We start from the raw sequence: 15,639 nt of genomic DNA, 5'->3' as shown, positions 1-15,639 counted from the left end.
TAGGTAAGATCGGCCTGCTAATATTTATTTTCAGAACGATTATTTAAGAAATCTCTGTAAACGAGTTTTAACTTCACTTGGAGTAACTTTTGGACGTCCTAGATTTTGTTTAGATCCCTTTGAGATTTTTAAATAAATAAAAGTCAGCCCTTTTGCCATTTTCCATTCTTGAATACACTTTTCAAGTTCATGTAAACTATGGATATAGCATGACTTTTCATAACCGCAAGCTGCAGCAATATTGACAAAATCAACATTGTGAGAAACCGTATTTTGCCCTCCAGTTGAATCATGAACTTGATTATCTAGAAGAATGTGGAGCATATTTTCAGGTTGATAGTAGCCATTTGTAGATAAGCTTCCCATTCGCATAAGGAGGGAACCATCTCCATCAATAACAATTACATCTATATCTTTTCGTGTATAGGCTAAGCCTAAACCTAAAGAACCGACACAACCCATGGAACCAACCATATATAGATTATTATCAGAATCCTCGACCTCATATAGTTCCCTTCCTGTTTTACCAGTTGTGGCTATTAGTACTGTTTTCATATCTTTGAGTCCATTTATCACTTTTAAAGTGTCAAAACGGCTTGGCAGTGCATCTAAGTCAGTTTGTTCACTTTTTTCCTTATTTTTATGATTAAGACGTTGCTCTATCTTCAATTTCTCACTTTTAAAAGTTTCTTTTCTCACTACAAAAAAGAATGGTCGATTCGCTTCAATCCACTTGTTAGCCTCTTCAAGTTGTCTCTTTGCCTCACTATCATCAAAAGATAAGAATTGCCATTTTATTTGCATGAGATCTAATAGTTGTGTAGTAATTTGCCCCATTAATTCATGCTGGGGCTCATCATTCAACCCGGGCTCTCCACGGAGACTAACAAACCCAAGTATAGGTATTTGAAAGGGGTAGTTTAAGGAAGTCAATGGAGAAGTACAATTGGTTAGACCAGAGTTTTGCATTAAAACAACTGATTTCCTTCCCCCAAGGTATGCTCCTGAAGCAATAGCTACTGCATCACCTTCGTTGGCTGCAGCAATATATTCACACTCATTTATGGAATAGTTAATAAGATTCTTTAAAAATGAACATGGGACCCCACTGTAAAAGTTAAAACCAAGTTTTTTAAGCTCATTTCCAAATTCACTTGTATTTAACATACCATCACTCCGTTTCCGGTTTTGATTGATTATTAGTTGATGGCAAATATTTCTTCTCCGCTTTTTGAAGCTCCTCAGCATTTTGGAGTCTAAAAATCTCTTGTACACTTACAATCGATTTCTCTACTTGAATGAGACTCTCATCTTTTAGGATTTGTTTGGAGATGTTCTGCATAGCAGTGATCGATGCTCTTAAGTTATGGTTAGCCCAGATCGCAGTGCTTATTCCTACTTTTCTGAAATCATTTGTTGGAGTTGTATAATATTTTGTAGGCACAATAACCACTGGATGCCTTCTACCCCATTCCTTCATAAATGCTTCGATTTCTTTAAAATCTGACCTTTTACTATGCATAAGAATTGCATCAGCGCCTGCCTTTCTGTAGGCTTCCGCACGTTTAAGGGCTTCATCCAATCCCAAGCCTGCAATAAAAGCCTCGACTCTAGCTACAACCATAAAGTCTTCATCCTCTTGCGTATCTTTCATTGCTTTTATTTTCCCGCAAAATTCTTCAATCGATGCGAGAAGCTGTAATTCGCCATTAATAAATGAGTTCGTTTTCGGAAAAATTTTATCCTCGATACATACTCCAGCAATATTCAATTGTTCTAGTTTTCTAACTAACCGCCGAGCATTGTTAAAATTCCCATATCCTGTATCTCCATCCAATAGGATAGGAATTGTTGTCGTATCACTCATAAATTCAAGTATATCTAATATCTGCGTCCAAGAAGCTTCATTATTATCTCTTACACCCAATGATCCTGAAATTGATAGACCACTCGCCCAAACCCCTTTAAAACCGGCCTCCTCTACAACTTTTGCGGAAAGACCGTTATGGGCTTCCATTAAAAATTCGAGTTTATCTGAATATATTAATTCTTTTAATTTCTTCGTCTTTTTCAATATCTTCCATCTCCTTACTCGACATATCGTATTATCATATGACTAAAAGTAAAGATTAGCAGGGCAGATACATTAGAAACTAACGATTTTGAAATCAAAAAAGGAAGTTTGCGTTACTAAGTCACACCCACCCATGGAAGACAAATCTATTTACATACAATACAGTACCTTCATAAGAGGAGAGGACTACACTCTTAATACTAAAAAAATATCTTACTAAATGAGGTGCGTTTATTGAAAAATGGACTTGGGAAATGGGAACAATTCCTACTATTAAATAAAAATCCTTTAACAACTAACTGCATTCCAAAATCAACACTTTACAGTCTAGAAAACCTCATCTATTTTTTAGATAGGTATGAGTATGTTTATGTGAAACATACTAGCACCGGGCAAGGAAGAGCAATTTATAAAGTCTACAAAAGAAAAGATGGACACTATTGTTTTAATGGATTTAACATGCAAGGTAAAGAAATAAATAAGTGTGTGGCAGCAATTGAGGATTTCCATAAAATTCTACACCCATATGAGAAACACGATAAATTAAGCGGAATTTATATAATTCAGGAGGGGATCAAGAGTCTAACCCCTAATGAGGATGCTATTTCTATTCGTGTTCATGTTCAAAATCTAAAAGGAAAATGGATAATCGGTGGTATTTACGGAAGGATTGCATATGAAGATCATGGGATTGTGAATTCAAATCGTGGTTCTCAAGTAATACCGATTGATGAATTATTATCAGATTATATGATGATGGATAATACAAAGAAAAATAAAACAATAGCTTCTCTAAAAAAAATTTCAATTTTAGCATCTGAAGTAATAGCATCCCACTTTCCTTGTAGAGAATATGGCATTGATTTTGGAATAAATCCAAAAGGTAAACCAATATTATTTGAAGTAAATACAACGCCAAGCATAAGTAGTTTTGCCAAAATTGATAAGGAGATCTGGAAGAAAATTGTTGAGATTAGGAAGAAGCAAAATGAAGGCTAAGTTTGAAATGTAGTTATCATATTAGTCCCCAGCATATTTCTATTCTACATCGATAAATTACTTTCCCTATTATAATTATTGGAAAGAAGAAACTTAATTGCATTCATTACTTGTGAACGTTTGGAATTTACCTTTAAGAAGACGTCGTATCAGTCGCATGATGAAGCAACTCAGAATTCTATCAAATTACTCGATTTCCTATTACAAACCTCAAAAAAGCGTAGTAATGAAGCCATTGTCACCAATGTTTTATATCAATAATTCCAACAAGAAAAAGAATTATCTGTTTAAGTCAGTGATTTAACATATGTCCATGTCGGAAAAAATGGCACTATTTATGTTTATTCGACGATCTTTTCAACCGAGAACTGGTTGGTGCAAGTTCGGGCCCAAACAAAGACACAGTGCTTATGTAGATAGCATTGAGCAGTATTAAAGATAATTTTACCAACGTCCAATTAATTTACACAGACCTTGGTTCCGAACTTGATAATCAATTATTGTGGGATTTAAATAAAATTTTATAATAAATAGTCTACGAAGCTCGTTTACAATACGCCCTTTGTAATTGACGAACCTGAAGATAAGCTTGATTAAAGACTTTGATAACTAGCATAAAAAAGTTAAAAAATCAAAGACAAGTCATTGATGTGACCCATAATTCAACATTTGTTTCCAATGCAGATGCAGCGTAAATTATTTTATTAGAGTCAAATGGAGAAAATGGAACGATAAAAAATACGATATAGAGCTATTTGGCTTCCGATCACGTAAAATCTTTATAGCAATAATTTAAATGTGAATGTAGCATATCAGCATAAAATTGATTCTAATAACTCTTGATTTTTAGGATTATTCTTAGTTAACACTTTTACGGCATTCATCCATAAAATAACCTCTTCGGGATAATTTATACGAAGAGGTTATTTTTCGTCAAACTTAATTAATTTATTAAAAAACGACAATTATGTAACTTTAGAATATAGATTGATTAAAAATTTCTTTCAACCCTATTTATCAGTACTGTAAAAACTCCATGTTGAAAAAAGATTGATCAAAATGGAGTTAATCTTTCTAACTAAGTTTGAGATTTTTATTAAAAAGTTAGAGCAATTAAATGAGCCTAGTTTAATAATGGGTTATTTTATAACAGAGTGTTCCTAAAATTTCTTTTGCTATTTCATCTAGCTCTTCTGCGAGTTCATTTTGTGTGGGGGGATTTGGCCACCGCATCGCTTCGCTCCTGATGCTACGTCGCAAAACACGCTAATGCTCCATGTTGTATCTCCTGCTTTTGCTTCCTGCAAGTTCTATACTTGTTACCATTAATATTACAACATTTCTTTGACAATCATATATGTAGACAGCCCCTCCTCTTCTCTCTCAATTATAAAATGTTTTTTAGTTTACATAATAAAATTATAATATTTTTTAAAAAACGACGACCTAGCTCTATGTGTATTTTTACTCATTGGCTAAATCTATTTGAATACAAAAAAAGACATCCTATATCAATAGGATGCCTTAAGTTTAACGGAAGTAATTTTAATTTCTGAGAATTAAAGTTTAGTTACGTTAGCAGCTTGTGGTCCGCGGTTGCCATCTACAACTTCGAATTCCACTTTTTGACCTTCGTCAAGAGTTTTGAAACCTTCGCCACCGATAGCTGAGAAGTGTACGAATACGTCGTTTTCGCCTTCTACTTCGATGAATCCAAAACCTTTTTCTGAGTTAAACCATTTTACTGTACCTTGTTTCATTTAAGAAAACCTCCAAAAAAATAAAAGTGAACAATATGTAATTTCTTCAGCGAATGAAAAAATTCACATATTACAAAGAGTACCGTACTAACGCGATCACTTTTTGTAATATGTGAATTCATGTTTCCGGTGAAGCAATTAAATTGTTAACCTAAGTATAACCATCATTCATAATTTTGTCAAATAAAGAAAAATGTTTTTTTAAAAATGTCAAAATTTTATTTCTATGACTTAGATTTCAAAGCGATAATACCGTGATAAATTTGTACATCATCATCACAAGCTTCGCAAAAAGCACTTTCATCCTCTGACCAAAAAGCCCAATATCCCCCTTCTTTCGTTACTTCATTGTCATATACTGATCGGAAGTGTTGCAGTTTTCTTTGTAAAGCTGATTCAAATTGCTCTTCTGTTTCGAAGGTTTCATTTGTTTGTATAAAAGCCTCCCAGCCTTCAAACTTCCACCAAGGCTCATAATCAGCTTTCATGTAAATGATTGTATACATATTTGCCACATTCCCTGCTGTAATAAGATATTTTCATTTTAGCAAAGACATTTGAAATGTCTATTAAAACACACTTTAATATGCTATTATTACCTTATTATTCATAAATTTTGGAGGTATTTTTTTTATGTTTTCAAGTATTCGACCTAAGGCCGAACTCGATGAATTACTAAAGCGTGGTACAAATCTAAATGCAACGGGCCGTTTTAATAAAACACTAGCGTTTAACCATTTCAACTCTCAAGATGAAGAGAATTTAAAAACTCTTTATAAAAAATTAAATGATATCACGCCTTCAATGAACGCTATTTTTAATAACTATTTAAGTGAAATCTCTCTCTCCTCTGAGCTAACGATTAGTGAAGATTATATTAATCGATACTTAACTCAATTTTTCTTAGCTACTCGTGATGATGAATATGTAGATGAAACCGTTAAATTTTTCAATTTATTCAGAAAAAATCAATATGAACCTGGAAAGTTAATCGTCGTCTTCAATCAATTTGCATTTTATATTACTACATACATACTACATAATTTTGGTTTGAAACCTAATAAGGCATTTGAATACATGAAATCCTTCCAATCTGCAGTCAATGTTGATCAGGAATTGCTCGTTGAAGTTTTAACAGAACGTACAATTGAAAATGTAGTTGCTGAAATTTCTTCTTTAATGGATGTTAACGCAAAAATCATGTATATGAAAGATTTAGTATTTAGCTTAGATAAGCAAAATGAAGAAATTCAATCCTCTACCGCAGCAACTGAAGAGATTGCCGCTTCTATTAATGAGGTTGCACGAATGTCCTCACGCATTTCAGAAAAGACAACTGAATCTGTTGATCACGCTGTACAAGGAAAAAATGCCATTGAGCATGCCCTTTCTGAAATCTTTAAAACAGAAGAGACATTTACAACGATTGTAGAGTCCTTTTCAGAATTGCAAAAACGGGTAAATGATATTGAAAATGTTGTAACATTAATCAACCAAATTGCCGATCAGACAAATTTACTTGCTTTGAACGCTTCTATTGAGGCAGCACGAGCAGGTGAACATGGTAAAGGCTTCGCCGTAGTTGCACAGGAAGTTCGTAAGCTCGCTGAGGGCACAGTATCCGCGCTTAGTGAAGTATCTACAAATGTACATCATTTAAAGAGCTATTCAAATGATGTGTCAGTCTCAATTACGGAAACGACAGAGATTATAAAAGAAGCAACCGTTGAAGCTAAAGAATCGTTACCATTATTAAATGCGATTGTTAGTGCCATTGAAGGTATTAATCTGGATGTTACAAATACAGCGGCGATATCAGAGGAGCAAGCAGCAGCTATTGATGAAGTATCCGCAAGAATGATTGAAATTTCTAGTCTTCAAGATGATATTCGCGATTATAGCCATAACACATCTAGAGATATTCACGCATTAGGGAAAGAAATTAATCGATTCCGAAATCACATTATTGCGAATAATAATGTTCAGTTATCGTCTATAGCACTATTACAATTATCAAAAGCCGACCATATTTTATGGAAATGGCGAATTTATAATATGTTCCTCGGTCTTGAAAACGTCCAACCAAGTGATGTTTCATCGCATACAGATTGTCGTCTCGGTAAATGGTATACATCTGCTCGCTCAGTAGAACGTTTTGGGCACTTGCAGGATTATCGTGATTTAGACGCATATCATTTACATGTTCATGAATCAGCGAAGTTAGCAGCGGAAGCTTATAAGGTTGGAAATATCGAACAAGCTGAAGTTCATTTAAAAGAAGTAGATCAAGCTTCTAAACAGGTTCTCTATTATATTAATAACTTAATTGCCTATTTAGAACAAGAACGTGTTATGCACTAAGCACATAGGGGGTACCCTCCCCCTTCAATAGGAGGTGTAAGCTTGAATAAGCGAGCGCTAATTAAATTTTTCGGAGACGTTTATGGGACAGGCTACCGCTTTTTCATTAAACAAAAAGCGATTGAGCTAGGATTAAAAGGTTACTGTAAACTTAATGATCAAGAACAAATTGAGGTTGAAGTAGAAGGATCCAAAAAAGCGATAGATGAATTTTTAGTATTTGTTCAAAAGGGTGTTAGCCCTCAAGCAGATTCCAATTCATTTGCATTAGAGCTTTTTGATGATTTAAAAGGCTTTGCACGCATGGACTCAGACATTGTTTAATCTGCGCCAATGAATCAATCAGTGCCGTTGCTGGCGCCAAATTTAATATTTTAAAATTAGGATTGGGGATAATATCCCAGTCCTTTTTATTTTCCCCTTCCATAAAAACTATTGAAAATTTCTTATCTCCTTACTTTCTTAATAAATAAATTTCTAAAGTGGGTGCATACGCCACTTCCCTCTACTGATGCCCTAATGTATTGAAGCCCATTTTTAGCAGTTCTTTATGACTTTTCATAAATTTTCTTGATTCATCATAAAATAGAAAATATTTGAACGAAAAAGAGAGATAATGCAAAAACGGATTTCATGGATTATAACAGAAAGAACGGGGTGATTTACATGAAATTTATTCAAAAATTAAGTGTGATTGGACTGTCAGTATGTATATTGAGTATCGTTTTTTCATCTGCCAGCATGGCAACAAAAATCGTTACAGATGAGCACCTGAATTCAGTAAACGAAAAAAACAAAAATGAAATTCATAATTACAAAAACGACTCCGCTAAAATATTAGCACAAGAAACAAAAACGGTGCTCATCAAAACAACAAAAGAAGATAAATCATTATTAGAGAAAAAAACAAAAGAATTTGAAGAAAAAATGAAAATGGAACAAATAGCATTAATAGAAGAGGGATTGAAAAAAGCAACAACACTACAAGATGTAGAAAAGGTAAAAAGTGAAGCAGCTAACTTATTAAAAAAAGAAAAAGAAATGTTTAAAGAAGAAAGCAAAAACTATGTAAAAAAAGTGACTGATACGGAAAAAGTGAACTTAGCAATGATTTCAAGTTCATATAAAACGATTAATGATGACTTTTTCACCTTTAACAAACACAGATTTTATTACTATGATGTAGATAAAAATGAACTGCTTCCAAATAATAAAGTAAATACTACAGAAGAAGTAAGAGCATTTGAAAAAAAACATAAAGAAGATACTATTGTAAAAGATAATCCAATCAACACGTTAATACTGTTCATTCTCCTTGGATTGTTATGTATCATTCCTCTCATCATAAGCAATAGACAAAAAAACAAAGCTTAAGCTTTGTTTTTTTATTTGACCTTATTCGTTTTATTGGGATATTAACACGTCATTTAAATGATTGAGTCTCAAATTTTCGCAGCTATATGAAGGGATATCACCTTTAGGAGTGATTTCATTAAATTTATCCATTAAATGAGATGTTGCCTATTGGACAACTCTTAATTGATTATTTGTGCAGATATACTATAAACATTGTTATTACTTTCTAGACCAAATTGCTATTTCTATTACTTGTTGCATTTGCTGCTGCATGCTCTCATTCTTCTTTTTATTTATGTTTTATTTAGTCGCTACCGCATTTAAAAGTAATTGTTTGTTGTGATCAGACATTACACGCCATTCTTTAACCGTTACTTTCATTTGCTTCCACATCCTTTCAAATGTTTGCTTCCAAACACTGTATGCAATCGTAGGCGCATATAGGACACTTCCGCATTGATTTACTGTGGTAAATGGCGCTATTTCAACTATTACAAAAAAATTAGGTCTACTACTTCTTGATTGCGAAAGACTATCATGTTCTTTCTGTAAGTTATAGAATAGCACGGAACGCTCTCAATACTTTTAGTCCTTTACAATTTTTAGCTCAATAAGCAAAGTTAATTCGATCCATTTATCTGACTTTGCAGGCAAAATTAAAAGCCACACCTTGATAGATGTGACTTAGGATGTTATTCGTTTGGATTGATGCAAAGCTAATATTAACACCTTACATACTTGCGTTTGAAACCGATTCTTCCTCTATCCATTTCTTTTTGAATATTTTCGTAAGCATTTAAAAAACTTGTTTTTTTGTTGTCCCTTTTGAGTTCAACTACCCCTGTTTCCTTTGCGGTCTCGATCGCCTTTTCATGTAGTGGCAAATACGAAATCCCCACTGTGGATAGGAAATTATTCATAGCAGATTTTGTTCTTCCTGGTGCATCATGAATAGAATTTTTTACCATATCGAGCATATTGGAAATCTTGCTTTCGGAAAATTCATTGTCTTTGCGATTCCCTAAAAGCCAGCAATAGCAACTCCAACCCGCTGACATTTTTAGCTCGTCACCGCTTGCAATCCATTTATCAGCAACATCTTGGGCAATATCTGACTCTGATAATGTTACTGCCACTACATAATCAGATAGCATATAAAAATACGCTCCATCTATCCAACGATCAAAATCCGATTCAGTCATTGCTTTTGGGTCTGCAATAATGCCTGCAAAATACATTGCATCATAGTTACCTGTAGCATAAAGCTCTTCAGCTAATTGTTGATTTTTTTTTATTTTCTTTGCAATGGGTTTCATAGCACCTGTAGCAACACCAAAAAGAGGCTCATGCGCACCATTGGATATATACATTTTTTTAGTTCGTTCCTTACCGAGGGCTTCAAGCTCCTGCATAACAGTTTCGAAATCCATAGTTTTGTACTTCCCTTCTTATCACACTATACTCCTCAAGTATATATAGTGGCCTTTTTACGAATTAATTTACTAAGGTTCTGAAATTACTTTTTGAATCTGCTCATTAATATTATCCATACTCAGTCCTCCATGGTAACAAATCACAGATTCAATGTCGAGTTCTAGGTATTTCTTCAAAGAGTTTCGGGCTTCATTTATTTCAAGTGCAGTCGGTATATGAATTCCCCCAATTATTCCGTTTACACAGTACATCGAATCTCCAGCAATTAGTGTTTTACTTTCTTCCAAATACAAGCTGATATGGCCAGGAGTATGCCCTGGCGTATGAATAATGCGAATCCCACCGCAATACGGTAATTTTTGACCATCTTTCAAAATATCATCAACCTTGCCCTTTGGTAGATTCTTTAGGTGCCCATCCTTCAACAAAGTTAAATCCCCTTGAATATAAGGCTTATCCAATTCATGAGCATATACTTTAATAGTATTTCCATACTGCTGTAATATATCAGGAAGACTACCTATATGATCAATATCTTGATGCGTCAAAATGACAACTTTTAGCTTATCCAACGGCACTCCGACCTTTTCCATAGCCACGCGTAAATCTTCCATTTGTCCGGGGAATCCAGTATCTATTAAAACAGCCATTTCTTGATCCCATAAAAGAGTTGGATGAATAATATGTTCTTGAAATTCAATATGGAGCATTTCTACTCCCTTCGATATTTTCATAACTTTGGTCTCCTTCAAATTAGACTTTTTGATATTACAGTTGGATTTAGTTACAAAAAAAGTGAAGAAATGAACCTCTTTTGTATGTATACTGCTTATACTATTCGCGATCACAAAACTTACTAATACATACAATAATATTATCTTCAGCTACATGCCCAAAAGTTCCTGCCAATATGGACTAATACTGAACAAAATAATTTAACTTCCTTCAGTAAGTGATTTACTTAGCGAAAGTGAAGCGTTAGTCGGGCGTCAGCGATGTTAACAACACACGACTGAGTGACCAACATACGTTTGTCCAAAACCTCTAGCGGATGTCACTCATAAGGAGAATAGTATGAGAATCTTGTACAATTTGTTGACTCGTGCAAATAATAAATGCTTAGTCATTGTTAATTATTTATCTACTTACAATGAATTGGGAAAGTAAACTTCCACGCACATTGTCTTGCCAGTTTTCGCGGGTATCTGCTTTGCTTCCGCGGGTATTTGCCTTGCTTTCGCGGGTATTGCTTTGCTCCGCGGGTATTCGCTTCGCTTCCGCGCGTATTTAGATATCCGCGGAAAGAAGTTAAATCTTTTTCTAAGACAACCTATGATAGATATCTCACCCCCTATAAAAAAACTATACATATTATAAATTACAGAAAGGAGGGAATTATTATGTCTCAATCTTATGGTAATGGTGGATCTGGTTCTGGCTACGGTTCAGCATTTGCGCTACTTGTTGTTCTATTTATTCTCCTAATTATTATCGGTGCAGCGTTTTTGTATAATTCGTATTAACGTACCTGACATATATCATAGATATTTAATCCATAACATGACAATTATGAACTTCAAAGCCTCTAATGAATTTTATCTAAGGGTCACTACCCTTCGGTGGCCCTTTTAATGATGCAATAACATGCAAAATAAAAAGCCACTACTCGTTGTGAGTGTGGCGCCTTGCTGTCGGTCCAAAATTTGAGGAAATCTCCCTTCATGAGATTAGATATATCCAATGCTCTTTCCAGTTAGAAACTGTTGTTACTAGTCTAAGTCATTATGTAGTCTAGCTTCTTTATTATTGCACGCTAGTAATAACGTACTTCTTGAATCTATCTCCCTTTAGAATATGTAACAATCTATGAAGCATTATATAAACCTATTTCAAATTGGATGTGAACTTGATATCACTATTTTATTCAGTTATTGATGTCACAATGGTTTTATTGTTATTACAGTTTAGACTATTAGCTTTAAATTTTATACTCGTTGAAAGCAGCTGTAGCATATTTAATTCGTTCGCTAGCTTTTCTAATTCAACTAAACCTTCACTTTGCAAATTACTAACTTCCAACTCTAGTTGGCTTAATGATTTTTGTATTGACTCTATATTTTCCTTATATTTCTCTAAAATAATTTTAGTTTCCAATATCTCAACATTCTTGTTTGTGTTCTTTAGCATATGGCAGACTCCCTTTCTTCTACATGAAAGTATCTCAAGAATTGGATATAATTAACACTATTATAATGTTGTTTATCATATTAAACAATATTTATCTCTTTCAAATGGAATTAAAAAACTACATATAGTTAGAACTGACTATATGAAATATAAAGGACTATCTATAATCGACAAGACAATATAATAATTAATAGAAACGAAATTAGGCAGAACTGTTTAGGGAGATGGCGAATGAAAAAATTAATGATTGTTGGGATCATCATTATGTTGCTTGCACCATTTTGTACAGTACATATCAAAAAGCGTCTATATGAAAAAAGAATCGAAAACTATTTGATCGAAGATATGTCGTATCGGGAGAAAGCGATTCAATCTATTGAATGTAATTGGCACTTTGCAGGTCTTCCAAGTTATTGGGTGAATGTAATTTTTTCTGATGAAACAAATGTCGTCTATATTTATTTTGCTCATGATAAAGACCGTTTAGGGCAATTTGAGTACTATACAATAAATGGAACAACTCTTTCGCCAGAACAATTAAAGCATTTTAAGCCTTACGATTAAACTTAGCAAAGGCGCTTTTTCAAAAAGAAAAAAATAAAAAGATTGAAAACGACTGCTTCAATCTTTTTATTTCAAATGAAACTATTTAATTTAAATAACACCTATTGGAATGCAAATGGGGGCTTGATTAACAGGGCTTTCGATAATTTTTGAATTGAGCCCAAATACATGTTGAATCATTTCTTCTGTAAAAATATCATTAGGCGTTCCCTCTTGATATATTTCCCCATCCGCTATACTGATTAAATAATCTGCATAGCTCGCTGCTTGATTTAAGTCATGAAGAACCATTATTATAGTGTTTTTGTGCTTCTGATTTAATGCACGAAGTAATTCAAGTACTTCAATTTGATGTGCTAAATCTAAATATGTTGTTGGCTCATCAAGTAGTAATATATCTGTTTCTTGCGCTAATGCCATAGCAATCCAAGCACGCTGTCTCTGACCACCAGATAATGCATCTAATGTGCGATCTTTTAATAAATCCATTTTTGTAGCTTTTAATGCTTCTTCCACGACTGCCTTATCTTTATCTGAATGGCGTGCAAACAAGCTTTTGTGTGGGTGACGTCCGTATAGACATAATTCCTCTACTGTTAAATCTTCCAGTATTTCTGGTGACTGCGCTAAAAAGGCAAGTTGCTTTGCTACTTCTTTCGGAGAATATTGATGAATGTTTTTCCCATTTAGATAGACACTACCTTGTTTAGGCTTCATCAAACGACCTAAGGCATGAAGAATTGTCGATTTTCCACAACCGTTCGCCCCAATGATGATCGTTATTTTCCCTTTCGGAATGTTTAAATTGATTCCATCTATAATCGTATTTGTTTCATAAGTCAGTGTTAATTCTTTTGCTGATAGTTGTGTCATAAAAGTCGATTATCCTTTCACTTATTTTTTTCACGTCTAAGTAAATAAAGAAAATACGGCGCACCAATGAGAGCTGTAACGATTCCAGCTGGAATTTCTACTGGTGGCATGAGTCCTTTTCCTATCGTATCAGCCATTAATAAAAATAAGGCACCTAAAATAGCTGACATTGTTAAAAATCTACGTGCGTTTGTATCAACAAGCCTTTTAGAAAGATGTGGAACTACTAATCCTATGAAGCCTATTGATCCGACTACTGCTACAGAAGCACCTGTTAAAATTACGCTAACAGAAAGGAAACTATAACGTAATAATTGCACATTTTCACCTAGGCTTGCCGCCACCTTATCACCCAATCCTAAAATCTCTAATTTCCGAGCAAATAATAGCATGATCGGTAACAAAATAATGCAAGGGATTAAGAACAGTATTTCGTTCCAGCTACGTCCCCATAAACTCCCAGTAAGCCAAAGCAATGTAGTATTAACATTATCAGGGAATTTAACGATAAAAAATTGAATACCCGCTTGGCATATCGCGCTTAATGCTATTCCTATTAAAGCAAAGGAGTGCGTTTTTGCGCCTTGCTTATAAGCAAAAACTAATAGAATTGTTGCTACAGTGACCGCTCCTAAAAGTGCTGATATAGGCAACATGATTGTCAAAGCATTAGGTAGTAAAATCATAGAAGCAACTGCAAATAAGCTAGCTCCCTTTGTGACACCAACAACATCCGGAGAAGCTAGTGGATTCTTCAATATAATTTGTAAAATTGCTCCTGCAACTGCCAATGATGCTCCCACAATAATCGCAATAATCATACGAGGTAAACGATAGTTAAACAAAATAAAAGAATTATCACTAAAAATATCGATAGGTGATATTGATATAGATCCAATTCCTAAACTAATAAAAGAAAACGCGAGCAAAATAATTCCACAGATGCTAATCAGTAAATTAGGCTTTTTCTTTCTAATCATTGCTTTATAAGTCGCTCCTTCCTTACTAAATACAAGAAAAATGAAGCGCCTATCAGAGCAGTAACAATTCCCACCGGTGACTCATAAGGATATACGATAAAGTGAGATAAAATATCTGCATATAATAATAAAGTTGCTCCTAAAAGTGCCGAAAATGGGATGACCCGGCTATAATCCGGACCGACAAGTTTCCGTGTAATATGAGGCACAATTAGACCAATAAAACTAATTGGACCTGCCACTGCAACCGAAGAGCCGGCCAACATAATAACTAGTAACCCTCCAATTAGGCGAATCAATTGAACTCTTTCACCTAAACTGGACGCCATACTTTCTCCCAATGATAATATGGAAAATGAACGCGAGAGTAAAAAGGCAATTGCCAGTCCAATAATGATCCACGGCGATGCAACTTGTACATGTGTCCAATCTTTCCCATTCAGAGATCCAACAAGCCAATAGAGCACATCGGTTGCGCGTTCATTTAAAATAACGATAGCTTGTGTAATAGAAGAAAAGAAAAGATGAATCGCTGTTCCAGCAAGTGCTAGTTTGACATGTGTCATTTTCCTTCCAGAGGCGAATACATATACTGTTATTCCTCCAAGCAATGCACCAATAAACGCTGCATACACGGTCATTGATGGACTCAGTGTTGCAAATAGCAGTGTAGCAGATGCTACAGCTAATGAGGCACCCGCGTTGACACCAAAGATTTCTGGAGAAGCAAGTGCATTTCGTGTAATAGCTTGCATCAATGCGCCTGCTACTGCTAATGCAGCCCCTACCATCACCGTAAGTATTGTTCGAGGTAAGCGTAGCGTCTGAATAATCGTTGTTTCTCTTGACTGATCTATTTGAAAGATTGCATTAAAAATTGTATGGATGTTCATAATAGTCGAACCAACACTGAGGTGTAAAAATAAACCAATTAAAAGTAAAGATAGACTTATAAATGCAACGACCCATATATTCAATGTTCGTTTAGAACCCATTGTTTGTATCACACCTTTAACTGAAAACATATCTAAAAATAAGTAATGCGAGAATG

Annotated in this window: 16 protein-coding genes; 6 read left to right on the top strand and 10 right to left on the bottom strand. The window is 34.4% G+C overall.

Going from position 1 to position 15,639, the window contains the following annotated elements; genetic code table 11:
• Positions 1-39: 39 nt before the first annotated feature.
• Both aepY and aepX read right to left on the bottom strand, forming a co-directional pair.
• Positions 40-1,167 carry a phosphonopyruvate decarboxylase gene (aepY, locus tag B1B04_RS15140; protein WP_079562276.1) on the bottom strand — a complete coding sequence of 376 codons (1,128 nt, stop codon included), beginning with the start codon at positions 1,165-1,167 and terminating at the stop codon, positions 40-42.
• 4 nt (positions 1,168-1,171) lie between these two features.
• Positions 1,172-2,074, bottom strand: coding sequence for a phosphoenolpyruvate mutase (gene aepX / locus B1B04_RS15135; protein ID WP_079562275.1), 903 nt, complete (start codon positions 2,072-2,074; stop codon positions 1,172-1,174).
• 234 nt (positions 2,075-2,308) lie between these two features.
• Between aepX and B1B04_RS15130 the strand changes: the two genes are divergently transcribed.
• Positions 2,309-3,073 (top strand): YheC/YheD family protein, encoded by a 765-nt coding sequence (locus B1B04_RS15130; RefSeq protein ID WP_170938993.1) that lies wholly within the window; start codon positions 2,309-2,311, stop codon positions 3,071-3,073.
• A gap of 1,559 nt (positions 3,074-4,632) precedes the next feature.
• Here B1B04_RS15130 and B1B04_RS15125 read toward each other — a convergent pair.
• Together B1B04_RS15125 and B1B04_RS15120 are read right to left on the bottom strand one after the other, a co-directional pair.
• Positions 4,633-4,833 carry a cold-shock protein gene (locus B1B04_RS15125; RefSeq protein WP_049665398.1) on the bottom strand — a complete coding sequence of 67 codons (201 nt, stop codon included), beginning with the start codon at positions 4,831-4,833 and terminating at the stop codon, positions 4,633-4,635.
• Positions 4,834-5,057: 224 nt separating this feature from the next.
• The gene (locus B1B04_RS15120; RefSeq protein WP_079562273.1) at positions 5,058-5,339 is read right to left on the bottom strand and encodes a DUF1033 family protein; all 282 of its coding nucleotides are present in this window, start codon (positions 5,337-5,339) and stop codon (positions 5,058-5,060) included.
• 127 nt (positions 5,340-5,466) lie between these two features.
• Between B1B04_RS15120 and B1B04_RS15115 the strand changes: the two genes are divergently transcribed.
• The 3 genes from B1B04_RS15115 to B1B04_RS15105 all read left to right on the top strand — a co-directional run bounded on the left by B1B04_RS15115 (position 5,467) and on the right by B1B04_RS15105 (position 8,568).
• Positions 5,467-7,194, top strand: coding sequence for a globin-coupled sensor protein (locus B1B04_RS15115; protein ID WP_079562272.1), 1,728 nt, complete (start codon positions 5,467-5,469; stop codon positions 7,192-7,194).
• Between the two features lie 42 nt (positions 7,195-7,236).
• Positions 7,237-7,518 carry an acylphosphatase gene (locus B1B04_RS15110; protein ID WP_079562271.1) on the top strand — a complete coding sequence of 94 codons (282 nt, stop codon included), beginning with the start codon at positions 7,237-7,239 and terminating at the stop codon, positions 7,516-7,518.
• Between the two features lie 342 nt (positions 7,519-7,860).
• Entirely contained in the window at positions 7,861-8,568 is a 708-nt protein-coding gene (locus tag B1B04_RS15105) for a hypothetical protein (protein WP_079562270.1), read from the top strand.
• 704 nt (positions 8,569-9,272) lie between these two features.
• Here the strand turns inward: B1B04_RS15105 and B1B04_RS15095 are convergent.
• Together B1B04_RS15095 and B1B04_RS15090 are read right to left on the bottom strand one after the other, a co-directional pair.
• A complete protein-coding gene (locus B1B04_RS15095) occupies positions 9,273-9,980 on the bottom strand; it encodes a DNA alkylation repair protein (protein ID WP_079562268.1) in 708 nt (235 codons plus the stop codon).
• A gap of 72 nt (positions 9,981-10,052) precedes the next feature.
• Entirely contained in the window at positions 10,053-10,718 is a 666-nt protein-coding gene (locus tag B1B04_RS15090; protein WP_079562267.1) for an MBL fold metallo-hydrolase, read from the bottom strand.
• Positions 10,719-11,384: 666 nt separating this feature from the next.
• Here B1B04_RS15090 and B1B04_RS15085 point away from each other — a divergent pair.
• Positions 11,385-11,507 (top strand): YjcZ family sporulation protein, encoded by a 123-nt coding sequence (locus B1B04_RS15085; protein ID WP_079562266.1) that lies wholly within the window; start codon positions 11,385-11,387, stop codon positions 11,505-11,507.
• Between the two features lie 397 nt (positions 11,508-11,904).
• On the opposite strand, the gene B1B04_RS15080 is transcribed toward B1B04_RS15085, so the two are convergent.
• On the bottom strand, positions 11,905-12,171 hold the full coding sequence (locus B1B04_RS15080; RefSeq protein WP_079562265.1) for a hypothetical protein: 267 nt from the start codon (positions 12,169-12,171) through the stop codon (positions 11,905-11,907).
• A 231-nt stretch (positions 12,172-12,402) separates the two neighbouring features.
• Between B1B04_RS15080 and B1B04_RS15075 the strand changes: the two genes are divergently transcribed.
• Positions 12,403-12,735, top strand: a complete 333-nt coding sequence (locus B1B04_RS15075; protein WP_079562264.1) for a DUF3139 domain-containing protein — start codon at positions 12,403-12,405, stop codon at positions 12,733-12,735.
• Positions 12,736-12,825: 90 nt separating this feature from the next.
• Here B1B04_RS15075 and B1B04_RS15070 read toward each other — a convergent pair whose 3' ends face one another.
• From B1B04_RS15070 to B1B04_RS15060, 3 genes are read right to left on the bottom strand one after another with little or no spacing between them, the layout of a single operon-like run.
• Complete coding sequence (locus B1B04_RS15070) at positions 12,826-13,608, bottom strand: ABC transporter ATP-binding protein (RefSeq protein ID WP_079562263.1); 783 nt, start codon at positions 13,606-13,608, stop codon at positions 12,826-12,828.
• 17 nt (positions 13,609-13,625) lie between these two features.
• Positions 13,626-14,588: a FecCD family ABC transporter permease gene (locus tag B1B04_RS15065; RefSeq protein ID WP_079562262.1), complete on the bottom strand. Its 963-nt coding sequence runs from the start codon at positions 14,586-14,588 to the stop codon at positions 13,626-13,628.
• Positions 14,585-15,592 carry a FecCD family ABC transporter permease gene (locus B1B04_RS15060; RefSeq protein WP_427484087.1) on the bottom strand — a complete coding sequence of 336 codons (1,008 nt, stop codon included), beginning with the start codon at positions 15,590-15,592 and terminating at the stop codon, positions 14,585-14,587. Before B1B04_RS15060 ends, B1B04_RS15065 begins: the two co-directional genes overlap by 4 nt.
• Positions 15,593-15,639: the final 47 nt, after the last annotated feature.

Origin of the sequence: Lysinibacillus sp. KCTC 33748, from assembly GCF_002237755.1 — a bacterium.
In the GTDB taxonomy this organism is placed as follows: Bacteria; Bacillota; Bacilli; order Bacillales_A; family Planococcaceae; genus Lysinibacillus.
The sequence above is the reverse complement of the archived record's forward strand: the minus strand, read 5'-3'. Positions and strand labels throughout refer to the sequence as shown.